The sequence below is a fragment of the Pseudoalteromonas carrageenovora IAM 12662 genome (assembly GCF_900239935.1).
Classification (GTDB): Bacteria; Pseudomonadota; Gammaproteobacteria; order Enterobacterales; family Alteromonadaceae; genus Pseudoalteromonas; species Pseudoalteromonas carrageenovora.
The window spans coordinates 3477737-3499056 of the sequence record NZ_LT965928.1 but is presented as its reverse complement, the minus strand read 5'-3'; the positions used below and the strand labels follow the sequence as shown (position 1 = coordinate 3499056).

Below are 21320 nucleotides of genomic sequence, written 5' to 3'. Positions count from 1 at the left end.
CTAAAATATAACTAAACACGTTCTATATTTATTAATTCATATAACAGGTAAAAAATAATGAAAAAAATACTACCCGCATTAATCACAGGCTTATTACTCAGCAGTGCAGCGCATGCAGATGAAAGCCCAGTAACCGCTGAAAAGTTAAGTGACCACGTATACGTATTATTTGGGCAAGGCGGCAACATTGCTGCAAGTGTTGGGGACGATGGTATTTATATTATTGACGACCAATTTGCTAAGCTCTCAGACGACATTAAAAAAACCATTAGTGATTTAAAACCCGGTAGCGCGGAATTTGTAATTAATACGCATCATCATGGCGACCACACCGGCGGTAACGAAAACTTTGCTAAGGCCGGTGCGCATGTCATTGCGCACGACAACGTACATAAGCGATTAGAAGAAAAACACGGTGCAAACTCAGATTACCTGCCACGCATTAGTTTTGGCCACGATTTAAAACTGCATTTTAATAACGAACACGCGCATGTAGTGCATTACGCGCATGCACATACCGACGGTGACTCGGTTATATTTTTTAATAACGATAACATAGTGCACATGGGCGATATTTATTTTAATTTTGGCAGCTTGCCATTTGTTGACGTAGATAGCGGCGGCAGTGTTGACGGAATACTAGCAGCCGTAAATGATGTTATTAAGCAAATAGACGAGCGCACCATAGTGATACCCGGGCATGGGCCGGTAAGTGACCGTTCAGGGCTGGAAACGTATGCTAAACTAGTTAAAAAAGCCAAAGATTTAATGCTAAATGCAATGCAAAATAACGCAAGCCTAGAGCAAGTAATCAAAGCCGATCCATTGGCAGAACTTGGCCTTGAATACGCAGGCTGGTTGCCAAAAGAGAAAGTGACTACACTTTTTTATCGCAGCTTAAAGTAGTACGCGTAACGTAAAAAACATGATACAAAGCTGAGTGTACTTTAGCGTACATTCGGCTTTTATTTTATTATGCCCAAAGGAGTTGTGTATGTCGGCAGAAAAAACCCACCTAGAAATTTGTAACTTAACAAAAGAGCAGTATCCGCAAATTAAAACCTTGATGGACCAGGCTTATCCCGATTTAGGTGGCGCATGGCCAAGCCATACTATTTTTAGATTGATAGATCAGTTCCCTGAAGGGCAAATAGGCATAGTGGATGATGGCGTGCTGGTGGGCTTAGCGCTGAGCGTGCAAGTAGACTACACGCGTTTTTCAAACCCACATACCTACGAAGACATAGCCGATGGCCATGATCGCGTATTTAGCGATACCGATGGCGATGCTTTATATGGCTTAGATGTTGCTATTAGCGAAACTCACCGAGGCATGCGTTTAGGGCGCCGTCTTTATGATGCCCGTAAAGAATTGTGCCGCCAATATAACTTACGCGCTATTTTAGCCGGTGGCCGTATTCCACGTTATTACAATCACAGCAGTGAAATGACGCCAATGGAGTACATTGAAAAGGTTGACCAAAAAGAGCTTTACGACCCAATTTTAAGCTTTCAGCTTTCTAACGACTTTCAGGTAAAGCGGTTACTAAAAAAGTATCTGCCGGAGGATCAAGAGTCTGTAGGTTACGCCACGTTACTAGAGTGGAATAACATAATGTATGAGCCAACCGACACCGTGCTCGAATCAACTAAATCGATAGTGCGTATAGGTGCGGTGCAGTGGCAAATGCGTTGTGTCGAGTCGGTTGAAGAAATGCTAAAGCAGGTTGAATACTTTGTAGATACGGTATCTGACTACAAAAGCGATTTTATATTATTTCCTGAGTTTTTTAACGCGCCACTTATGGGCTTAGGCGATCAAAATAATCAAACCGAAGCAATCCGCTATTTAGCCGAATATACCGAAACGTTTAAAAACGCGATGTCGCGTATGGCAATAGAATACAACGCCAATATTATTACTGGCTCTATGCCGCTTGCCGAAGACGATAAAATTTATAACGTAAGTTACTTATGCCACCGTAGCGGTAAAATAGACGAGCAGCGCAAAATACACATAACCCCGCATGAGCAAAATGATTGGGTTATTCAAGGCGGCGACAAAATTGCCGTGTTTGATACCGATGCTGGGCGTGTAGGTATTCAAATTTGTTACGATGTAGAGTTCCCAGAGCTTTCGCGCATACTAGCTAAGCAAGGGCTTGATATACTCTTTGTGCCGTTTTGGACAGACACTAAAAATAGTTATTTACGGGTTCGCCATTGTGCGCAGGCGCGCGCAATCGAAAACGAATGTTATGTAGTTATTGCAGGCTCAGTGGGTAACTTACCTGAGGTAGAAAGCCTAGACGTACAGTACTCGCAATCGGCAGTATTGACCCCGTCTGACTTTTCTTTTCCGCATGATGCAACATTAAATGAAGCCACACCTAATACCGAAATGTTATTATTTAGCGACCTTGATATGGATAAACTAAAAATTCTTCATAGCGAAGGTACGGTGCGCAATTTAAAAGATCGCCGCGAAGATTTATACGACGTAATTTTGAAAAAGAGAGATGTTTAATGGCATGGGTTTATTTAGTCATTGCAGGCCTGCTTGAGATAGGTTGGCCAATTGGCTTAAAAATTTCACAACAACCCGACACTCGCTGGCAGGGTATTGCAATGGCTGTGGCATTTTTAACAGCCAGTGGCTTTATGTTGTGGCTTGCACAAAAGCAAATATCAATGGGCACTTCCTACGCAGTATGGACCGGTATTGGCGCTGCAGGAACGTTTTTAGTGGGTATATTATTTTACGGTGATGCAGCCACGTTTGGCCGTATTGCGGGTGTACTCATGATTATTTGCGGTGTGATAACGCTAAAAATTAGCTCTTAAAAAGAGCGCTTAAAACTCGCTTTAAAATTTATAAGCAGCTTTATAGTCGCGCAGGGTTAAAAGCCTGCGCTTTTTTGTGTTCTCAATTTGGCAGCATCACCAAAATAGCGGCAATGGCTATAAGTATTAGGCCAGCGGTGTCTTGTTTTTTAAGTGGTTGCTTTAGCCAAAGTACAGCAATTAGCATCGTAAAAAATACTTCAACCTGCCCAAGCGTTTTAACATACGCCACGTGCTGTAAACTCATTGCACTAAACCAGCCAATAGAGCCTACACAACTAAAAACACTAATTGCTGTTGTAATGCCTTTATATTGCCAAAGTTTACTAAGAGTATGCGGCTCTTTTAGTAATAAATAGCCAAGTAATATAAGTGTTTGTAGGCTTATTACAAACAGTAAAACCCATGCAGCCGAGTGCGGAAATAACAACCCTGAATTTAAACTCGCTTCACGTACCCAAAGGGATGTAAGGGCAAAGCTTGTGCCGCAGGCAAGGCCAAGTAACGCTGTTTTAGCATCAAAGTGTTTTACGCTGGTTATACCGCTAAGTAAAAGTACTGCTATGGCCCCTAAAAACACCCCCAACCAGCCAAATACACTAAGCGCAGAGCCAAAAAATAATACGCCTAAAATAGCCGCTACTAACGCCTCACTTTTAGCAAGCCCTGCACCTACGGCGTAATTATTCATTTTAAACAGTTTTACCATTAAGCCGGTGGCGAGTATTTGCATAACACTTGCGCCAATAACAAACCCCCAAAAGGCATTATTAAAGGTAGGCATTGCTGTGTCTTTATATTGATACAAGCCATACAAATACACTGCAGCAATAGGGCCTGCTAAAATAAAACGTGAAAGGGTTACGCCAGCTACACTCACATTGTTACTTAATTTACTTTGCAGGGCATTTCGCCAGGCTTGCATAAAGGCAGCTAAAAAAGTGAAAAATATCCAAGTCATGATTGTCATCGTTAAAATGTAAGGCAATAAAGTTAACAAGCTTTAGTGATTAATGCGATGCATTAAGGGTGATAGTGAATATTCATCACCTGCGACATTATGCCGCACTGCTTTGTAAGTAAACTGAGCTATAGTAAGTGTGATGTTATTGTTTAGCCGCCAACGTATGTCATAAAACGTTTGGGCGGCTTTTTTTATGTGTGTATGTTATATGTATTGCTCAAATAATCAGGATTTATAATAAGAGAATAAACTATGACAACATTAGTGGTGTGTGCATTATTAGCTGTATTAATGCCTTATTTTGCAAAAGTACCTGTGGCAGTTGCGATGGCAAAGCTCGGCCGATACGACAATAAACACCCACGTTCCCAACAAGCAAAACTAACTGGCTTTGGTGCTCGGGCGCTCGCTGCCCATCAAAATTGTTTTGAATCACTTACTGTTTTTGCCGTTGCTATTGCTGTTGTACTCGGTACTAACTCGGTAAATGCAGTAACTGAGACCTTGGCGGTTACTCATATAATCTCGCGAATTTTATACTGTGTTTTTTATTATATGAACCTAGATATTATACGTTCGCTTGTATGGTTTATAGGCTTAGGCACTGCCATTTCTATGATTGTAGTGAGTATCTAATTTTATTGTTAAAACCACAAAGCAAGCGGCCTAAAAGGGCGCTTGCTTTGTGCTCTTGCATAACTAAATAGTATTAATGCGATACTTTAATTCGCTCGATTAAATCGGTATTAGCAACCTCACTGTTTATGGCAAAATCTAACTGTACGAGTACATCATTAAAGCCTTCCTCAGACATTTTATATTCCCACTTTGCCAAGGCTTCCTTCGCTGATTTATCAAAAACGTCTGACGGCTTAGATTGAATTACGCTAATGTTTTTTGTTCTGCCATTGGCGGCAATATCGTATTTTAATACAACTGAGCCGCTAATGCCTTGCTTAGCTGCTTGGGCAGGGTAGACAGGTTCAATGCGTATTGTTGGTGAAATATGATCCTCTTTCGTTATTTCAGCTTGGGGCTGTTTTGCAATGGCTAAACCGCTAAGCATGCTTGCTGCTATTAGCAGTAAGCCACTTTTGGCAAAGCGAGAGCTACTGCCACTGTGCTTTATATTGGTAAGTCGTTGTAACATGGTTTTTTTATCTCCGTAGTGTGAATAAGCCATTAGGCCTGCGGGCGTTGTTGCCGCGCAGTTAACTAAGGCTTTGCTGTATAAAATGTGTTGGTGTGTGGTTTTATTGGCAAGTACCCGTTCATCACAAGTCAGCTCTTGTAATCGGCGCATGCTTGCGTAACAAAACCAAGCAAATGGGTTAAACCAAAGTAAAATAGTGGGTAGCAGCATGAATGCGTTTGTTAAGTTGTCTTTGCGTTTAATGTGTACGTTTTCGTGCTCTAAAATAAGCGCCAATGTGGCTCTATCAAACTGGGTATTATAGTTGCTCGGTAACACTAGTTTACTGTTTAAAATACCCACCACCATTGGCGTGGCTACATGTTGGCTGATATAAGTTTTAGCAGTAAGTGTATGGTTAAAGTGTGTTAGCTCAGTTAGCTGCAGGCTTTTAACAAAACGAGTATGTGTAATAAAGCTGGCTATTAATAACCCCGCGGTAATAAGTACATACATAAGTGCCCAGCTAATACCCATTTCATGTGTATAAGGCTGGTTAGGGGTAATTAAGTAATGGCTAAAATTGCTATTTTGCAGTGGTTTAATCGCATTGGGTAAATTAGCGATAACTAATGCCGAAGGCAGTAACCACGCTAACTTGTATACAAACCGCGCGCCAAGGATTTTTAAACCAAATCGCTCGAGAAAAATAAATCCACAAAACAAAATGCTTAATAGTAGTTGTTGCTCAATTAACCAATTAAACCCAGTTTGAATAACCATGTTAATCCCTTACTTTTGGTTTTTTTCCCAGTCATCAATGACTTTTTTAAGCTCATTTATATCTTGCTGTGAAAGCTGCTCTGATTTAGCAAACCCGCTTACCAGCGGCGCTATACGGCCACTAAAAAAGCGCTCAATAAAATTTTTGCTTTCTTTTAATGTGTAGTCGGCGCGATCCATACAGGGAGTATAAATATATTGGCGGCCGTCTTTTTCAAAGGTCAGTGCGCCTTTTTTAACTAATCGACCCAGTAGGGTTTTAATGGTTTTTTCGTGCCATTGCTTATCATCGCTTAAGCGCTCAATAATTTGGCTGGCGGTTGCTGGGTAATTAATCCAAAGCGCATCAAGCACGTCGAACTCTGCTTTTGATAACTCAATCATTTTATTGCCTACAAATGTAATCTTTAATTTAAGACTACACCTGTAATCTATTTTTGCAAGGTTATTTTTTAACTTTTTGCGGTGTAATTAAGCGATTTGGTATTAGATTTTCGAAATATCAGCTTTATTAATTTGTATGCAGTGGTTTTCAGGGAGGTTTAGTTTTGAAAGAGCAAGTTCGCTAAATTGTGCCCGATATAAATCAATTACTTTAAAGCCGCAGTAATGCGCCATTTTACGTATTTGCCTGTTAAGCCCTTGCTTTAAAATAATACTAAACTGGTTGTCAGCTATTTTTGTTACTTCACACGGTAAGGTTATTTGTTTATTAACGGGGATACCTGCAGCCATTTTTTCACAAAACGCGTTATTAATAGGTTTATCTACCGTGACTAAATAACGTTTAGGCTGGTGGAAGTCAGGGTGAATAAGTTGATTACAAAAATCCCCATCGTTGGTCAAAATAAGCAAGCCTCGAGAGTCTTTATCTAATCGGCCAATGGGATAAACACGGGTAAGTGTAGGCAAATGGTGAATAAGGCTTGTAGGGTCATTTTTATTTAATTTGCAGTCAATACCTACAGGTTTGTGGTACGCAAAATAAACTAGCTCGGCTGCGCCTTTAACTGCTTGGTCATTAACTATTACTACGTCTTGCTCATCAACGTGATCAATATGATTAGCAGGGCGATTATTTACCGTTACTACCCCTTCATCTATTAAGCGCGATGCCTGTTTTCTTGAGCACACACCGGCGTGAGCAATATATTTAGCGAGTCGAATTTTGTTGCTCATAAGCTTAAAAAGGCAGTGATGTAATAATTTGATCGCGATTATAGCAAAGGTGCGTATCTATAAAGTTACTTTTTATAAAAAGGCGATTGTTATGGGTATGAAATTTTCTGAGCTAAAAAAACACGAACCATTACAAAAAGTGGTGGCGCACTCCCTTGAAATGGCGCTCTATCAGGTGTCTGTTATTATAAATAACGTAGAGTATTACATTACTGAAGAAAATGGCGAATTTGTAAAAGCGCTCAGCCCGCTGCATATTCAAAAACGTTTTGAAAAAATAGCCTACGCCGAAATGGTGCTACGACACACTAGTGCCTACGATGAAATGTGTGGCCAACCCGAAAAAACAAGCAGTAATTTACTAGAAGTTCCTTATGGTAAAAATAACCTGTTTTGATAGAGCTAATTTGCTAATATCTGCTCCTTTAAGGGCATTGCATGTACCAATTACAAGCCGATCACAGCGATGCATTAAACTCAGCACTGCGTAGTAAAATAGTTGAGTTTAACGGGCAACATTTTGATGCCCCTAAAGTGCCGCTAGGCTATAAATTTGTAGATGAAAAAGGCAACCTAATTGCGGGTGTTAGTGGTTACGTGTTTGGTAATTGGCTAATGATTAATTGGCTTTGGTGTAGCGATACCGCTCGGGGCAAGGGGTTAGCAGGTAAGCTTTTAAATGCGCTTGAGCTTGCTGCTATTGAGCGGGGCGCTAATACCGCACAGCTCGATACGCTTGATTTTCAGGCCAAGCCTTTTTACGAAAAACGCGGATATGTGGTTAAGTATCAACTTAATAATTATCCGCGCTCTGGGACGCGCTACTTTATGGAAAAGTCGCTTTAATTTTTGCTACTATTTTGCTTTTAGCGGCTCGCCTTCAAAGGTAACACCCAAAAATGGCGTTGCCTCTGGCGCTAACATAAATGTGCGAATGTTCATGTGATCATCGCCTTTAGGGTTTTGTAGTACGTCTTCGCGGTAAAACTTACCAAAGCAATCCAATGTATTTTGCTTGCTTAAATCGTTTAATTTAGCAAACGCAAAAATTTTACATGAGCCGTTGTTCTCGCTTGCAGAGCTAAGTAAGCCGTGGTTATTAAATTCACACGCGGTAAACTCGTAATTAGCTTCTATTACCGCCATGGTATCGCTAAATTGTATGCTTTTAGGGTTGTCTGCAAGTTGCTGTAAAAAATCGTTTAATAACATGTTTGTCCTTTTCTAACAGAAGATTCAAAGAGAAAAATTAATAGTCGTTGCTTGTAAGCTCTGCACTTAAAAGCTTTCCGTCATAAATATAAAAATAACCATTCCAGTATTGTGATGTAAATTCTACTGAATCAAAAAACTCATCGTAATTTCCTAACTTAGCAAGGCTTGCAATAGGGTCGTTGTATTTTACACCTGAAAACTCCCAACTGTGTCCTTGTTTAAAGTAATTAGCTAATGCCGAGAGCTTTATATTGTTAGTAGAGATAGGTTCAAAAAGTTTTAATTTGGCAATAAAGTCAGCCTTTTTATATAAGAACTCGCTGCATGGAGTAACACTGATATTGTCTTCAGATGAACTGGTTAGCTTTAATGATGTGTTTATATTTTTATCGATATTACCATCGTTTTTGGCGATAAAGCTTTTAATGCAGTGCTTATTGAATGCGATTTCTCCTATTAGCTGCCCTTGAGAAAGCCCTATTAGCCTTTGATCAACTTCTGTGTCTGATGACTTATAATATGCGGTTTCAACATCTGCAAACTCTTTCTTTAATGCCGTTATTTGTAAAGGCGCTATAGGAGTGGCCGCTTCTACAATCTCATCATTACTAAGCTTGATTTTAAGCTCTTTATTTTCCAACGTGAGCACATTATTAATTTGCATGGGTAATAAGTTTAAATGGAACTGATAGCCTACTAATTGATTATTAACAAAGTGAAAAGCATGGTGCCTACCATATACACGTATTCTTTTACTTTCATTTTTTAGTTCAAGGCTGTGTAACCCCAGCAGCTGAGTTACTTCTTGTGTGCTTTGCCCAAATTTGGTGTCAAAAAAGTGCTTTGATGTAATTAACTTACTATCAAATTTTTTGAATGCAGGTCGGTCATCACTATTTGAAAGAATTGTTATCTTTTTTTCTTTTGATTTCAAAATTCTGAAGGTATGTTCTCCTGCAATAAAAGTAGCTTCAGACATTGCTTGGTTTTCATTGCAATGTTTGGAAGGTGTGAAGTGAGCGGTATAAAATAAACGTTTTTTAATTGAGTTAGAAGAGGTCGATTCTTGGTTAACGTCCCTATTCATTACGAACCTTTCTTTAACGTAGATTTGAGAGTTAGCAGCTAATGAATTTTTAATTTTTTTGTACTCAAATAAAGCTTCGGTTCTTAAGTCTTGCTGTGCTTTAACTTCACTATCTGACTGAAATAATGACATTTGAGTCTTAATTGTAAGTTGCTCTGAAATAGCCTCACAACTTTTGTCTTTTACAAAATAATTTGCTGCCTGAGCACTACATTGCCAAAAACAAAGTAGTGTAAATAGTAGAGTACGCATAAACTTCCTTGTATTATTTTTTGTTTATTTAGCACTCAACTCTAACTCATCTGTTTGCTGATTTATATTAAATTTAAATCGCGATAAAAAGTTCATTCCTAACAAACCTTGGCCGCGGGTATTTTCGATACTGAGCACTTCAAAGCCGTAAATAATTTGCATCCCCACTTTAAACGACTCAATTTGGTAGCGTTTTACTTTAATTTGCCCATTTGCAGTGTTTACGATTACATCGCCTAAATAAAGTGGTCTTGGTGAAAGTTGGCTAAGCACGTCACTCGAAAGAGAAGTAATACTTGCGCCGGTATCTATCATTAGCTCTGTTTGGGTTGAGCTATTTAGCTCGGTGCTAATTAAGTAATGTGCGCCGTAGGGGGTAAGCGCAATAAAGTCATCTTGCGATTGAGCCTTATTAATTAGTGTTTTTAGTGTATTTATGTCTGTTTTAAGAGGGTTATTACGTGGCATACGCTCAAGAGTGGTTAATGCGCTTATAAAGTCATTTTGCTGGTAATAGGCATAAGCAAGTGCGTATAAAAAATGACTATTGTCGTTTTGATAATCGAGCCAAATTTGGGTTTGTTCGATAATTGCTTGCCAATTTTGCTGCTCACTTAAACTGTGAAGCTCGTTTTTAGTCAAATTTTCCAACCGCACATTTGCAGTGCTTTGCTGTTGCTCATTTAACAACGGGTATAGTTCAAATAAAGCAATAATTGCATTTTGTATTTGCCCACTATTTATTAAGTAATCGACCTGCAATGTAAGTAGCTCTGTATTGTAAGGGTCTTGATCTAATAGTGTGTTTAACAATGGCTCGCTAAGAAATAAGTTCGTATTTAGCCATGTTTTTAATTGCAAAATCCACGAAGAGTAAAGTGTGCGAGCAAGGGCTGGGGAGCGTTGCTTTAGTTGCTGGTAAGTATTAAACGCCTCGTCAAATTGGTGTTGCTCAAATTGTTGTTTAGCCTTAGTAAGCAGCTCATTATTAGGCGCTTTAATTGGTTTAGTAGAGGTTTTTTGGATTTCTTGTTTGCCAACAACCGCTACTTGTTTTGGCCATAACAGGTAAGCATTGAGGCTAAGTGAGCCAATTAATAGTAAGGTTATTAGCTTGGTATAATGGCTCATTGCAATCTCGTCGTTGTATTTTAGGTTATTTAATAAAATGTGCTAAGGTATGAATATTCGCAATTTCAACATCGGCAAGTCCTTTATAGGCATAGGTAGCGCCTTGATCGTTTAGCCATACCGATTGGCAGCCAGCATTATTAGCACCTTGTACGTCGGTATCTAGGCTATCGCCAATGTGTAAAATTTCACTTTTAGGGATATCGAAATACGCCGCGGCTTTATCAAATAATGTTTTATGAGGCTTTGCTTTACCGTGCATGCCCGCTTGTAACACGAGCGAAAATTTATTGTGTAAATTAAAGCGTTCTATTTCCACATTACCATTCGTGATGGCAACAAGCGTAAAATGCTGAGCTAAATTATCAAGTAGTTTTAGTACGTCGTCACTGACGACTATTTTGCTACGGGCGTCAGCAAAAGCGTTATATGCTGCATTTGCATGGTGCTCTATATCATCGGCGTTTAAATTTAATTTAGAAAGCGCTAAACGCAGTGTATGTTGGCGCCATTTGGTCACGTTATCGGCAAGCTCAGGTGATTGTAATACTGCTTCGTTACGACATTGCTGCCAATATTTGGGGCCTTGCTCTAGGTAGCTCGGCAGTGCGCTTAAGTAATCTTGCTGCGCTTTAACCGCCGCTTTTATTATTGGGTGGTTGTTGTACAAAGTGTCGTCTAAGTCAAAGCTCATAACAGAAAAAGGGCGAAGAGCACGATTAAATCGGATCATAGTTATTTTCCTAATCGGTTTGTTTTTTAGCGCGAGGATGTGTGTTGTCGTACACCTTGGCTAAATGCTGAAAATCTAAATGCGTATACACTTGTGTAGCCGACAAACTACTGTGCCCTAGTAGTTCTTGTACGGCGCGTAAATCGCCAGAGGACTCTAAAATATGAGAAGCGAATGAATGGCGTAATTTATGCGGATGAACCTGCGAGCTAATACCTTGTTTTATTCCCCACTCTTGCATACGAAGGCGAACCTGACGCACCGAGATACGGTTTTTTTTACTACTTAAAAACACGGCTATTTCGTCAGGTTTTGCAAATTGGCAGCGTATAGTAAGCCAACTTTGAAGTGCACTTAATGCTTTTTTACCAACCGGAATTAAGCGCTCTTTGTTGCCTTTACCACGTACTAAAATCTCTCCGTTTTTAGTATTTATATCTTGCATATTAGCGCCAACTAACTCACTAATGCGCAGCCCAGATGAATACATTAGTTCCATCATGGCTTTATCTCTTATAGCTAATGGGTCGTCGTCGTTTATTTCTAGCAGGCTTGCCATTTGATCTACATCGAGGTTTTTTGGAAGTGGCTTTGAAAACTTAGGCCCTTTAATCCCTTGTGCAGGGTTATGGTAATGCGATTGCTGTGCAATATTTTTGGCTTTCAAAAATTTATACAAACTACGAATACAGCTTAATTTTAAACTAATTGTTCGCCCGCTTAATTGCTTTGAACGAAGCGCCATACTGTAGCGACGAATATGCTCGCCTTGCACGCCAAACCAGTCATCACATAATTTACTAAAATAAAGCGCTGCAAAGCCAAGTTGGCTTACATACTGATTTACAGTGTGCGCGGAATATTGCTTTTCGTATTTTAAATATTCGCTAAATAAAGTTATAGGCGTACGCCAGTTACCGCTTAAATCGCTAATATTTGGCGTGGGGTTTTCGTTCATGCAAGTTCCAACAGCCTTAGCTGTAGGGCACGTACAAAGTCCAGTACAAAGAGGTTGTCTTGTGCGGGTTCAAAGTGGTTAGCATCGTTACTACCAAAGGCTAAAATAGCCACTGGCTTTTTGCTATCACCAATTAAATAGATAGCTGCCGATTGGGTTTTATCGCTAAATAATAGCTCGCATTCTTGTTGATTAATACGCCCTAAATAATGCGTAGAATGTGTAAGACGATGTTCAATAAGGTCGTTATACTGCGCTGTGTATTTAATTAACTTACAGTCGCTTATATTTGGACTTGTACAAATTATATTGGTTAAGTTACTGGCAAGTGTATTGAAGTCGTAATTGCTCCAAAGCTGGCTATGGCACTGGCTAAATAATCTATATACAAGCTCGTTTTGTTTTGCATGTTTACTCATGCTCTCTATTTGATTTTTTAACAGTGTATTGTGTTCACGTAGCTGGCGCTGCTGTATATGCACCAGTGAAGTAGCACCTTGCTCTTTTTGTTGAAGCTCAAGCTTTGCAAGTAAGTGTGGTTGATCTATTAAAAAATCAGGATGATGAGTTAAATACTCAGCAACTTGCTCTTTAGTTAGCTCGCTCATAATGCTACTTGTCCATCAAATACATGCTCGGCTGGGCCAGTCATGCGTACAGGGTGGCCTTCGCCGCTCCAGCGCACTTGCAATGTACCGCCTGGTAAATCAACTTGTACCGTGGTGTTAAGTTTGCTTTGAATATGGCCAATAACCATAGCTGCACATGCGCCAGTACCACAAGCAAGGGTTTCGCTAACGCCGCGCTCCCATACTCTTAGCTTTATATGATCTTGCGATACTACTTGCATAAAGCCGATGTTGGCACGATTTGGAAACCGTTCGTGGTTTTCCAGCAGTGGGCCAAGTACATCAACTTGTGCGGTCGTTATATCGTCAACTTCTAACACGCAGTGCGGGTTACCCATAGACACCGCGCCACTAAATACTGTGTGCTCTTGTGCTCTTATAATATAGGTAAGTTCACGCTTGCTGGCTTTGAGCGGTATTTTGGCCGGCTCAAAATTAGGATGGCCCATGTTTACGGTAACTTGGCCATCTTTTTCTATGTATAGCGTTAAGTTGCCCGATTTAGTCGATACGCTAATTTTATGCTTGTTGGTTAAGCCTTTCATTCGCACAAAACGGGCAAAACAGCGTGCGCCATTTCCGCATTGTTCTACTTCGGTGCCATCGGCATTAAATATACGATAATGAAAGTCGAGATCGGGTGAGTATGGCGCTTCTACCATTAGCAGTTGGTCAAAACCAATGCCAAAGTGGCGATCAGCCAGTTTTTTTATTTGATCTCGTGACAAAAACACATTTTGTGTAATGTTATCAATTACAACAAAGTCGTTGCCTAAGCCGTGCATTTTGGAAAAATTAACTAACATAGCGCTCTAATTCGGTTTTGCTCTGTGCCAATCATGCCACAGAGCAGCGAGTTGGCAAAAACGTTTATGGTAAAATTTTCTCACCCTGATAAAGGCTTTCTATCGTTTCGCGTTGGCGAATAAGGTGGTGCTGCTCGCCATCTACCATTATTTCTGCAACACGTGGGCGAGAGTTATAATTTGAGCTCATAGTAAAGCCATATGCGCCTGCACTACGCTGAGCTAGTAAATCGCCTTGCTTAAGTGCAAGTTCGCGGTCTTTACCTAAAAAGTCACCGGTTTCACATACTGGGCCAACAATATCGAAATTATGTGTTGGGGTGTCGTCGTTTCGCACCGATATCGGAATAATTTTTTGCCATGCTTGATAAAGCGAAGGGCGCAGCATGTCGTTCATACCCGCATCTACAATGGCAAAAAACTTATCTTGGTTTTGCTTAATAAATTCAACTTGGGTTACTAAAATGCCGGCATTGGCTGCAATAGCGCGGCCAGGCTCAAAAATAAGCTCAAGATGTTTGTAATTAGCTAAACGCTCAGTTACTTGCGCTGCATATTCACTTGGATGTGGCGGTTGCTCGTTGTTATACGGCACACCTAAACCACCACCAATATCTAAATGCGTAAGCTCAATACCGCATGTTTTTAGCTCATCAATTAGCGCCATTAATTTATCTAACGCTTCTAAAAAGGGTCTTACTTCTGTTAGTTGCGAACCTATATGGCAGTCAACACCGGTAATTTTTAAACCCGGTAAAGACGCTGCATGTTGATAAACACTCACAGCTGTTTGAATATCAATGCCAAATTTATTTTCTTTTAAACCGGTAGAAATATACGGATGCGTTTTTGCGTCTATATCAGGGTTAACACGTATAGAAATAGGCGCTTCTAAATTTAACTCGCAAGCAACCTCAGAAATACGCTCAAGCTCAGAGGCCGACTCAACATTAAAGCATTTAATGCCTAGTTTTAGCGCATAAGCTATTTCGTCTGCTGTTTTAGCCACGCCCGAAAAAACGACTTTAGAGGCGTCGCCACCGGCTTTTATTACACGTGCAAGTTCACCCTTCGATACAATATCGAAACCTGAGCCAAGGCGCGCTAAAATATTTAATACTGCAATGTTAGAATTTGCTTTAACGGCATAGCAAACCAAGCTTTTATGGTTTTTAGTGGCATTAGCAAAGGCTAAATAATGACGTTCAAAGGTCGCGCGCGAATACACATAACAAGGCGTACCATATTGCTGAGCAATAGCGGCCACACTTACGTCTTCGGCAAATAATTGGTTGTTTTGGTAGTTAAAATAATCCATTTATTGCTCCTGACTTTGTTGCGTGTTGTTTTGCTCTGAAGCAGTTACTGTTTCTTGAGGTTGATTTTGATCAACTTCTTGCTCTGGTAAATAAAGAGGGCCACTTTGTCCGCAACCAGCTAATGCGCTTAGCAGTACAGTGCTTATTAATAGTTTTTTTAATTGTAAGGTATGTGTCGCTTTCATTAGATTAATATGGTTGCTGGCTTTATAATCGCAGAGTAACAGAATATCTAAAAAATGCAGCTATTCGCGGATGATTTTATTCCTGTTACACTAGCTGCACACTTTTAAAGCTAATTTTAAGCTAAAATGTACCCAATATTAGGCGGCTCGCCTGCAAAGGAAAATTACAATGACTGAACACGAATATCACCAATTAGCCGAAGCTCTTATGTTCACAATTGAAGAGCAAGTTGATGATTGCGAAGCTGATTTAGATTATGAGTCGGCACAAGGTATTTTAGAAATTATATTTGCTGATAAAAGTAAAATTGTAATTAATAAACAAGCACCTTTGCATCAAGTATGGGTGGCAACTAAATTTAATGGCCACCACTTTGAAATGCGTGACGGTCAATGGATTGATAATCGTTCTGGCGCTGAATTTTGGGAATTTATGAACCAAGCATCTACTCGCCAAGCAGGCCAAGAAATTAAGTGGCAATCATCACTATGAGTTTAGAATTTGTAGAATACCCGGCACAATCAGAACACAAAGCAACGGTAATTTGGTTACATGGCCTAGGTGATTCAGGTGATGGTTTTGCACCTGTAGCACCGCAGCTTAATTTACCCAGTGAGCTAGGGATACGATTTGTATTTCCGCATGCGCCAGTGCAACCGGTCACCATAAATGGTGGTATGGAAATGCGCTCTTGGTACGATATTAAATCTATAGAATTAGATAAGCGTGCCGATGAACAAGGCGTAAGAGATTCAGCTGACAAAGTTCAAGTTCTTATTAATCAAGAAATTGAAAGTGGTATACCTGCTAATAAAATTATTTTGGCTGGTTTTTCACAAGGTGGCGTTGTTTCACTGCATTTAGCGCCACGTTTTGAGCATAAGCTTGGTGGCGTTATGGCGCTTTCTACTTATATGTGTGTGCCACAAAAATTTACAGACGAAGCAAAACATGCTGATTTAAATGTTTTTATGGCGCATGGTAGCCAAGATAACGTAGTGCCGCATAGTGCGGGAAGAAGTGCGTATGAAGTATTAACAGCACATAACATGGATGTAAGCTGGCAAGATTACCCAATGGCTCATCAGGTTTGCGCAGAAGAACTGCAAGCTATTCGTCAATGGTTAATTGCCCGTTTAAGCTAATTTTGGAGCCGCTGAGGTCAATATGAGTCAAAAAATAGTAATTAAAGCAAATGTTAAACGTGAACCACAAAATACTGTACCTACAGTTAGTTATGAGTGGCACTGGCGTCGTATTGTGAGTATTTCTATGTTGGTAGCAATGACCTCTGCCGCTGTGGTGTATGGGCTAACTGCATCGGTAAATGCCGAGCAAGGTGAGCATGCTAACGAGCAAGAGCAATTTTTAAGCTTTGATAACAGTCCGCAAAATAGCGAAAGCGATGATGAGGCAAACATAAATAGTGAAGCACAACAAAGTGATTTACTTGATGAGCCTAATGACATTACCCAAGCGAGTATTGATCCGCTGTTAGCCTCACAGAGTTTGCAAAATGAAGCGCCTCAACTTGCGGCTTCTGAGGGTACCGATTTTATAGATGATAAGAATACGTTAGCGGTAAATAATAATGCACAGCAAAACGCTAGCATTAATACAGCGTTAAACTCTGAACTTGATAATGAAGTACAACAAGAACCTGAAAATGAAGAGCTGCAAAGTACGGTGCAAGCAGCAAGTGCTGGCGATTTACTGGTAGAATTAGACAGTGATGATGGTGCTTTAACAGGTACTGAAGGGTTTTCTGCTGATGCACATGTAGCGAGTGTAGCCTTAGGGGCGCAAATTGATACAGGTAAAATTAGCCGTGCAGTACTGACTCGTAAAGTAAGTAAACGTGAGCCTACAAATGTATTTGCTGCCGACATAAGGTTAAGCCAGTTTGATGAAGGTTTATCGTTTTTTAGTGAGCTTAAAAACTTACAAGGCCAACAAGTTAAGCATGTTTGGTCTTATGAGGGTGAAACCATGGCTGAAATTACGCTTAATGTTACTTCGCCTCGTTACAGAACGTACTCTACAAAAAATATTATGGACACACAAACAGGCCACTGGCGTGTTGATGTTGTTGATGAGAAAAGTAATTTAATTGCTCAAAAAGAATTTAGAATTTTAGCTGACTAAGCTTAGCTATTCAGCAGTAACTAATTGGATACCCCTATGACAGAAAAAACAAAACTAGTACGCATAGCCACTCGTAAAAGCGCTTTAGCGCTTTGGCAGGCTGAATTTGTTAAAGCACAGCTTGAGCATTTTCATAGTGATGTGCGCGTAGAATTAGTCCCTATGTCGACTCAAGGGGATATTATTTTAGATACCCCACTTGCTAAAATTGGCGGTAAAGGCTTATTTGTTAAAGAGCTTGAACAAGCTATGTTAGATGGACGTGCCGATATTGCCGTACATTCTATGAAAGATGTACCTGTTGATTTTCCTGAAGGCTTAGCGCTGCACACCATTTGTGAGCGAGAAGATCCGCGCGATGCATTTGTTTCAAATAACTTTGCTAACATAAGCGAGTTACCAAAGGGTGCGATTGTAGGGACTTCGAGTTTACGTCGTCAGTGTCAAATTAGAGCACTACGCCCGGATTTAGAAATTCGTGACTTGCGCGGAAACGTCAATACACGTTTGGCTAAATTAGATGACGGCCAATACGATGCTATTATTTTAGCAGCAGCAGGGCTTATTCGTTTAGAAATGGGCGAGCGTATTGCCGATTATATTGAGCCAGAAGTATCATTACCTGCAAATGGCCAAGGTGCTGTAGGTATTGAATGTCGTATTGATGATGAAGTAACAAAAGCGTTGCTTGCACCGCTTGAGCATACGCAAACACGTATACGTGTAAATGCAGAACGTGCCATGAACCGTCACTTAGAAGGCGGATGTCAAGTGCCAATAGGCGCTTATGCATTAGTTGATGGCGAACAAGTGCATTTACGTGGTTTAGTTGGTGCCGTTGATGGTAGTGAAATTTTAAACGATGAAGTTACTGGTCATATTAATGATGCAGAGAAAATTGGTGTTGAGCTTGCTAAAAAGCTACTAGCTCAAGGTGCAGATAAAATATTAGCTGAAGTTTATAGAGACGCATAAATGACACATATCCTGATAACTCGGCCCGAAGGAAAAGGCGCAGCCCTTGCTCAGCAACTTGAGGAAGCGGGTTATCAGGCGTCGCTATTTCCTGTTTTAAAAATTACCCATTTAACGCCCTCAAGTACCGAGCTGAGCCCTCTGTTAAATGCAGATAAAATAATATTTATATCTCAAGATGCAGTAACAGCACTCGCCCAGTTAAAACCAAATATTAATACTAAAGCGCAGTTTTATGCCATTGGCCAACAAACTGCCGATACTATTTATGAGCAGTTTGGTGTTAGGGCTGCCGTACCTAAACAATATGATTCAGAAGGTCTATTAGCACTTAAATCGTTAGCGGAAGTTGATGGCAGTAATATTGTGTTAGTAAAAGGCCAAGCAGGACGCCCCGATATTGCAAAAACACTTAAAGAGCGCGGCGCTTTTTTAAATAATTGTGTGGTGTATAAGCGTGAGGCAATAGCCGCTGAAAAAATCAACTGGACAGACCACTGGCAAAGCCTGAAAGTACAAGGTATAGTCATTACAAGTAATGCAGCAGTAGATGCAATATTTAATAACCTAATTCAAGAACAATTACAGTGGTTACAACAGTGCCGATTTTATGTTGCTAGCGAGCGCATTGCCGCTTATTTAAAGCAGCAACAGGTAAGTTCGGCTAATATACACATTGCAGCAGGGGCAAGCGATGACGCTATGTTTTCCTGTATTAAACAGCAAGGTAGCAACATGAGCGAACAGTCAAAGCCTGTAACGGCAGATAATAAAAATCCAGCTAAAGCAGCTGTGCCTTCAAGTAAAAAAGATCCTGTAAATACAGCTAATAAGCCAAATAATACTAAGCAAAAAATTAGTAAAGTAGCGGTTCTCGCACTTATTATTTCTCTTATTGTAGCAAGTGGTGTGGGTTATGAGTTTTACCAAAAGCTAAATGCAGGTAAGGCCCAAAATATAGCGGTTAACGAGCTTAATGAGCAAAATAAGCTACTTGCTCAAGAGTTACAAGCGCTTAAATCTGCACAATCTAACTTGCAGCAAGCGCTGTTTAATAGTGAGCAAAAGGTAACAACAGCACTAAGCGAAAGTGCTGCAAACAATCAGCAGCAATTAAAAGCAGCCCTTCAGCAAGCTCAACAACAAGGAGCCTCGCTTAATCCGCAAGAAGTAACCAGCTTACAACGCATGGCTGAGTTTAAGTTGTGGGCTGAAAAAGACTACCAAGGTACACGTGCTGTACTTAAGCGTTTAGATGCGTTACTAAGTGAGCATGCAGGTACTGTTGAAGTTCGCCAAGCCATTATGCAAGACATACAAATGCTCGACAGCTTAAAGCCAATAGCAACAGAAGCTATTTATCTGCAGCTAAGCAGTGTGTTAACGAGTGTTGATGATCTAGCTTTTAACGCAGTTAATGTGCCTTCAGACACAACTGAAGTTGACGAAAATGTATTAAGTGAAGATATAAGCGATTGGCAACAAAACTTAAGCAATAGCTGGAATAAAATAGTTGATAGTTTTATTACTATTCGCCATCACGAAGGCGCAGCAATTGAACCACTACTAACAGATCAAGAGCGTCATTTAATTAACCAGCGTATTAAACTTAATTTATCTCAAGCACAAGATGCGCTTATGAGTAAGCAAGCGAGTATTTATTTTAATGCTCTAAGTGAAGCTAAGCGTTTGGTCACTGAGTACTTTAAGCAAGATGATGACGCTACTAAAGCGGTACTTAAGGCACTAGCAAATCTTGAAAAAGAGCAATTAAACTTTAGCCCTAAAGTAACGTTAAAAAGTACACAAAAGGTTAAGGAGTGGGCGCAATGATAGGGATAATTATATTAATTGTAGCTATTGTTGTGGTACTGGCGGTAACTCCGTTTGTATTAGATGAAAAAGGTTATGTACTGATTTCGTTTAACAATACAACGATTGAAGGCACTATAGTGTCGTTTTGTATTATGGCGGCGATTACAGCAGCTGTGTTGTACTTAACTTATAAGTTAGTACGCTATTTATTATCGATTTATCATAATACTAAACATGGTTTTTTTGCGCGTAGCCAAGAGCGCAAGCACGCTGCCATAGAGCAAGCCCTTTGGAGTGCTATTAACGATGATTACGAACATATGGAGCAGGCATTGTCTGGTAATAGCGTGCCAAGTAAATTTGAGGATATTCGCTTAGCATTACTTGCAAAAGCAGCGCTCACTAACAACCAAGCAGATAAAGCACTAGAGCGATTATTTGAAATAAGCCCAGAAAACCAGCTGAAAGTTGCAAAGCTGTGGCTTGCAAGCGGTGATAGTAGCGCGATTGAATCGCAAATGCGAACCAGTGCAGAAGCTAAAAAAGCAACACCTCTGGAGCTTAAACTTTATGCCGAAGTACTTGTCCAGCAACAGCATTTTACTGCCCTTGAAGAGTTTTTACCGCGTTTACTTCGTAAAAAAGCACTTAATGAGACGCAATGGACACAATTATTTAATGCTTATTTTAGTGCGCTCGATGATGACAAACTTACCGGAAAGTATAAACAGTTACCTAAGAAGCTACAGGCTCATGCCCACAATGCATATTTAATGCAAATGGCACAAGCTGGTCAATTAAGCGTGATTGAAAGCGACTTAATTAAAATGGTTAAACATAATGAACAGCACTTATTGCTCGCTAATATATTAAGCAAAACCACTGCCGCCGATGCTGTTAAGTTACAAACAACTATTCAAGAACGCCTTAAAAAGGACGACTCGAACAACGCTTTATTATTAGCATTGGCATGCCTTGCTAACGCCCAAGGTGATTATGATTTAGCCGCGCGAATATTTGATAAAGCCCTGAATAGCGATAATAAAAAACAGTTTTTTGAACAGGCTGCTTTAAGTTATAAAAATAGTGCACAAGCAGAAAAGGCGCTCGTTTTATATCAATAAAGGTCTACACTATTAGCAATTGATTTTTATGATATTGGAGCCA

25 protein-coding genes are annotated in these 21320 nt (G+C 40.1%); 12 read left to right on the top strand and 13 right to left on the bottom strand.

All coding sequences use genetic code 11. The features are described 5' to 3' along the window. The first annotated feature begins 57 nt into the window (after positions 1-57). From ALFOR1_RS15900 to ALFOR1_RS15890, 3 genes are all read left to right on the top strand, one after another. Complete coding sequence (locus ALFOR1_RS15900) at positions 58-906, top strand: MBL fold metallo-hydrolase (RefSeq protein ID WP_104643533.1); 849 nt, start codon at positions 58-60, stop codon at positions 904-906. Positions 907-994: 88 nt separating this feature from the next. Further along, positions 995-2527, top strand: a complete 1533-nt coding sequence (locus ALFOR1_RS15895) for a bifunctional GNAT family N-acetyltransferase/carbon-nitrogen hydrolase family protein (protein ID WP_058403712.1) — start codon at positions 995-997, stop codon at positions 2525-2527. Next, positions 2527-2844 (top strand): DMT family transporter, encoded by a 318-nt coding sequence (locus ALFOR1_RS15890; RefSeq protein ID WP_058547718.1) that lies wholly within the window; start codon positions 2527-2529, stop codon positions 2842-2844. Before ALFOR1_RS15895 ends, ALFOR1_RS15890 begins: the two co-directional genes overlap by 1 nt. A gap of 82 nt (positions 2845-2926) precedes the next feature. On the opposite strand, the gene ALFOR1_RS15885 is transcribed toward ALFOR1_RS15890, so the two are convergent. Then, complete coding sequence (locus ALFOR1_RS15885; RefSeq protein ID WP_227006923.1) at positions 2927-3805, bottom strand: DMT family transporter; 879 nt, start codon at positions 3803-3805, stop codon at positions 2927-2929. A 255-nt stretch (positions 3806-4060) separates the two neighbouring features. On the opposite strand from ALFOR1_RS15885, the gene ALFOR1_RS15880 reads away from it, so the two are divergent. Beyond that, a complete protein-coding gene (locus tag ALFOR1_RS15880; protein ID WP_104643531.1) occupies positions 4061-4444 on the top strand; it encodes an MAPEG family protein in 384 nt (127 codons plus the stop codon). A 73-nt stretch (positions 4445-4517) separates the two neighbouring features. Here the strand turns inward: ALFOR1_RS15880 and ALFOR1_RS15875 are convergent, their stop codons facing one another. The 3 genes from ALFOR1_RS15875 to ALFOR1_RS15865 form a co-directional block, all read right to left on the bottom strand. Then, on the bottom strand, positions 4518-5723 hold the full coding sequence (locus ALFOR1_RS15875; protein ID WP_104643530.1) for a M56 family metallopeptidase: 1206 nt from the start codon (positions 5721-5723) through the stop codon (positions 4518-4520). Between the two features lie 9 nt (positions 5724-5732). After that, positions 5733-6107 carry a BlaI/MecI/CopY family transcriptional regulator gene (locus ALFOR1_RS15870; protein ID WP_104643529.1) on the bottom strand — a complete coding sequence of 125 codons (375 nt, stop codon included), beginning with the start codon at positions 6105-6107 and terminating at the stop codon, positions 5733-5735. Positions 6108-6209: 102 nt separating this feature from the next. Next, on the bottom strand, positions 6210-6902 hold the full coding sequence (locus ALFOR1_RS15865; protein WP_104643528.1) for a pseudouridine synthase: 693 nt from the start codon (positions 6900-6902) through the stop codon (positions 6210-6212). 91 nt (positions 6903-6993) lie between these two features. Between ALFOR1_RS15865 and ALFOR1_RS15860 the strand changes: the two genes are divergently transcribed. Both ALFOR1_RS15860 and ALFOR1_RS15855 read left to right on the top strand, forming a co-directional pair. Next, on the top strand, positions 6994-7299 hold the full coding sequence (locus ALFOR1_RS15860; protein WP_089346290.1) for a DUF6482 family protein: 306 nt from the start codon (positions 6994-6996) through the stop codon (positions 7297-7299). Positions 7300-7340: 41 nt separating this feature from the next. Beyond that, positions 7341-7748: a GNAT family N-acetyltransferase gene (locus tag ALFOR1_RS15855; RefSeq protein WP_104643527.1), complete on the top strand. Its 408-nt coding sequence runs from the start codon at positions 7341-7343 to the stop codon at positions 7746-7748. A gap of 9 nt (positions 7749-7757) precedes the next feature. On the opposite strand, the gene ALFOR1_RS15850 is transcribed toward ALFOR1_RS15855, so the two are convergent. The 9 genes from ALFOR1_RS15850 to lptM all read right to left on the bottom strand — a co-directional run bounded on the left by ALFOR1_RS15850 (position 7758) and on the right by lptM (position 15217). Beyond that, positions 7758-8114: a HopJ type III effector protein gene (locus ALFOR1_RS15850; protein WP_104643526.1), complete on the bottom strand. Its 357-nt coding sequence runs from the start codon at positions 8112-8114 to the stop codon at positions 7758-7760. 37 nt (positions 8115-8151) lie between these two features. Next, a complete protein-coding gene (locus tag ALFOR1_RS15845) occupies positions 8152-9456 on the bottom strand; it encodes a hypothetical protein (protein ID WP_104643525.1) in 1305 nt (434 codons plus the stop codon). Positions 9457-9480: 24 nt separating this feature from the next. Beyond that, positions 9481-10587 carry a retropepsin-like aspartic protease gene (locus ALFOR1_RS15840; RefSeq protein ID WP_104643524.1) on the bottom strand — a complete coding sequence of 369 codons (1107 nt, stop codon included), beginning with the start codon at positions 10585-10587 and terminating at the stop codon, positions 9481-9483. Between the two features lie 25 nt (positions 10588-10612). After that, positions 10613-11320 (bottom strand): HAD-IA family hydrolase, encoded by a 708-nt coding sequence (locus tag ALFOR1_RS15835; protein ID WP_104643523.1) that lies wholly within the window; start codon positions 11318-11320, stop codon positions 10613-10615. Positions 11321-11330: 10 nt separating this feature from the next. Next, a complete protein-coding gene (locus ALFOR1_RS15830) occupies positions 11331-12278 on the bottom strand; it encodes a tyrosine recombinase XerC (protein WP_104643522.1) in 948 nt (315 codons plus the stop codon). Then, positions 12275-12886: a DUF484 family protein gene (locus tag ALFOR1_RS15825; RefSeq protein ID WP_104643521.1), complete on the bottom strand. Its 612-nt coding sequence runs from the start codon at positions 12884-12886 to the stop codon at positions 12275-12277. Before ALFOR1_RS15825 ends, ALFOR1_RS15830 begins: the two co-directional genes overlap by 4 nt. After that, the gene (gene dapF / locus ALFOR1_RS15820) at positions 12883-13713 is read right to left on the bottom strand and encodes a diaminopimelate epimerase (RefSeq protein ID WP_058547704.1); all 831 of its coding nucleotides are present in this window, start codon (positions 13711-13713) and stop codon (positions 12883-12885) included. The genes ALFOR1_RS15825 and dapF overlap by 4 nt, the downstream gene beginning before the upstream one ends. A gap of 64 nt (positions 13714-13777) precedes the next feature. Continuing rightward, a complete protein-coding gene (lysA, locus tag ALFOR1_RS15815; protein WP_058547703.1) occupies positions 13778-15031 on the bottom strand; it encodes a diaminopimelate decarboxylase in 1254 nt (417 codons plus the stop codon). Next, positions 15032-15217: an LPS translocon maturation chaperone LptM gene (lptM, locus tag ALFOR1_RS15810; protein WP_104643520.1), complete on the bottom strand. Its 186-nt coding sequence runs from the start codon at positions 15215-15217 to the stop codon at positions 15032-15034. A 169-nt stretch (positions 15218-15386) separates the two neighbouring features. Between lptM and cyaY the strand changes: the two genes are divergently transcribed. From cyaY to ALFOR1_RS15780, 6 genes are read left to right on the top strand one after another with little or no spacing between them, the layout of a single operon-like run. Continuing rightward, a complete protein-coding gene (gene cyaY, locus ALFOR1_RS15805) occupies positions 15387-15710 on the top strand; it encodes an iron donor protein CyaY (protein WP_058547701.1) in 324 nt (107 codons plus the stop codon). Then, positions 15707-16363 carry an alpha/beta hydrolase gene (locus ALFOR1_RS15800; RefSeq protein WP_104643519.1) on the top strand — a complete coding sequence of 219 codons (657 nt, stop codon included), beginning with the start codon at positions 15707-15709 and terminating at the stop codon, positions 16361-16363. The genes cyaY and ALFOR1_RS15800 overlap by 4 nt, the downstream gene beginning before the upstream one ends. A gap of 22 nt (positions 16364-16385) precedes the next feature. Continuing rightward, a complete protein-coding gene (locus ALFOR1_RS15795) occupies positions 16386-17363 on the top strand; it encodes a DUF2914 domain-containing protein (RefSeq protein WP_104643518.1) in 978 nt (325 codons plus the stop codon). A 36-nt stretch (positions 17364-17399) separates the two neighbouring features. Next, positions 17400-18338, top strand: a complete 939-nt coding sequence (gene hemC / locus ALFOR1_RS15790; RefSeq protein WP_104643517.1) for a hydroxymethylbilane synthase — start codon at positions 17400-17402, stop codon at positions 18336-18338. Next, positions 18339-20171 (top strand): uroporphyrinogen-III synthase, encoded by a 1833-nt coding sequence (locus ALFOR1_RS15785; RefSeq protein ID WP_104643516.1) that lies wholly within the window; start codon positions 18339-18341, stop codon positions 20169-20171. Beyond that, entirely contained in the window at positions 20168-21277 is a 1110-nt protein-coding gene (locus ALFOR1_RS15780) for a heme biosynthesis HemY N-terminal domain-containing protein (protein ID WP_104643515.1), read from the top strand. Before ALFOR1_RS15785 ends, ALFOR1_RS15780 begins: the two co-directional genes overlap by 4 nt. The last annotated feature ends 43 nt before the right edge of the window (positions 21278-21320 follow it).

Excerpts from the sequence above, each read along its gene's own strand:
- ALFOR1_RS15900 (WP_104643533.1), top strand. The coding sequence starts at position 58 with ATGAAAAAAATACTACCCGCATTAATCACAGGCTTATTACTCAGCAGT.
- ALFOR1_RS15895 (WP_058403712.1), top strand. The coding sequence starts at position 995 with ATGTCGGCAGAAAAAACCCACCTAGAAATTTGTAACTTAACAAAAGAG.
- ALFOR1_RS15890 (WP_058547718.1), top strand. The coding sequence starts at position 2,527 with ATGGCATGGGTTTATTTAGTCATTGCAGGCCTGCTTGAGATAGGTTGG.
- ALFOR1_RS15885 (WP_227006923.1), bottom strand. The coding sequence starts at position 3,805 with ATGACTTGGATATTTTTCACTTTTTTAGCTGCCTTTATGCAAGCCTGG.
- ALFOR1_RS15880 (WP_104643531.1), top strand. The coding sequence starts at position 4,061 with ATGACAACATTAGTGGTGTGTGCATTATTAGCTGTATTAATGCCTTAT.
- ALFOR1_RS15875 (WP_104643530.1), bottom strand. The coding sequence starts at position 5,723 with ATGGTTATTCAAACTGGGTTTAATTGGTTAATTGAGCAACAACTACTA.
- ALFOR1_RS15870 (WP_104643529.1), bottom strand. The coding sequence starts at position 6,107 with ATGATTGAGTTATCAAAAGCAGAGTTCGACGTGCTTGATGCGCTTTGG.
- ALFOR1_RS15865 (WP_104643528.1), bottom strand. The coding sequence starts at position 6,902 with ATGAGCAACAAAATTCGACTCGCTAAATATATTGCTCACGCCGGTGTG.
- ALFOR1_RS15860 (WP_089346290.1), top strand. The coding sequence starts at position 6,994 with ATGGGTATGAAATTTTCTGAGCTAAAAAAACACGAACCATTACAAAAA.
- ALFOR1_RS15855 (WP_104643527.1), top strand. The coding sequence starts at position 7,341 with ATGTACCAATTACAAGCCGATCACAGCGATGCATTAAACTCAGCACTG.
- ALFOR1_RS15850 (WP_104643526.1), bottom strand. The coding sequence starts at position 8,114 with ATGTTATTAAACGATTTTTTACAGCAACTTGCAGACAACCCTAAAAGC.
- ALFOR1_RS15845 (WP_104643525.1), bottom strand. The coding sequence starts at position 9,456 with ATGCGTACTCTACTATTTACACTACTTTGTTTTTGGCAATGTAGTGCT.
- ALFOR1_RS15840 (WP_104643524.1), bottom strand. The coding sequence starts at position 10,587 with ATGAGCCATTATACCAAGCTAATAACCTTACTATTAATTGGCTCACTT.
- ALFOR1_RS15835 (WP_104643523.1), bottom strand. The coding sequence starts at position 11,320 with ATGATCCGATTTAATCGTGCTCTTCGCCCTTTTTCTGTTATGAGCTTT.
- ALFOR1_RS15830 (WP_104643522.1), bottom strand. The coding sequence starts at position 12,278 with ATGAACGAAAACCCCACGCCAAATATTAGCGATTTAAGCGGTAACTGG.
- ALFOR1_RS15825 (WP_104643521.1), bottom strand. The coding sequence starts at position 12,886 with ATGAGCGAGCTAACTAAAGAGCAAGTTGCTGAGTATTTAACTCATCAT.
- dapF (WP_058547704.1), bottom strand. The coding sequence starts at position 13,713 with ATGTTAGTTAATTTTTCCAAAATGCACGGCTTAGGCAACGACTTTGTT.
- lysA (WP_058547703.1), bottom strand. The coding sequence starts at position 15,031 with ATGGATTATTTTAACTACCAAAACAACCAATTATTTGCCGAAGACGTA.
- lptM (WP_104643520.1), bottom strand. The coding sequence starts at position 15,217 with ATGAAAGCGACACATACCTTACAATTAAAAAAACTATTAATAAGCACT.
- cyaY (WP_058547701.1), top strand. The coding sequence starts at position 15,387 with ATGACTGAACACGAATATCACCAATTAGCCGAAGCTCTTATGTTCACA.
- ALFOR1_RS15800 (WP_104643519.1), top strand. The coding sequence starts at position 15,707 with ATGAGTTTAGAATTTGTAGAATACCCGGCACAATCAGAACACAAAGCA.
- ALFOR1_RS15795 (WP_104643518.1), top strand. The coding sequence starts at position 16,386 with ATGAGTCAAAAAATAGTAATTAAAGCAAATGTTAAACGTGAACCACAA.
- hemC (WP_104643517.1), top strand. The coding sequence starts at position 17,400 with ATGACAGAAAAAACAAAACTAGTACGCATAGCCACTCGTAAAAGCGCT.
- ALFOR1_RS15785 (WP_104643516.1), top strand. The coding sequence starts at position 18,339 with ATGACACATATCCTGATAACTCGGCCCGAAGGAAAAGGCGCAGCCCTT.
- ALFOR1_RS15780 (WP_104643515.1), top strand. The coding sequence starts at position 20,168 with ATGATAGGGATAATTATATTAATTGTAGCTATTGTTGTGGTACTGGCG.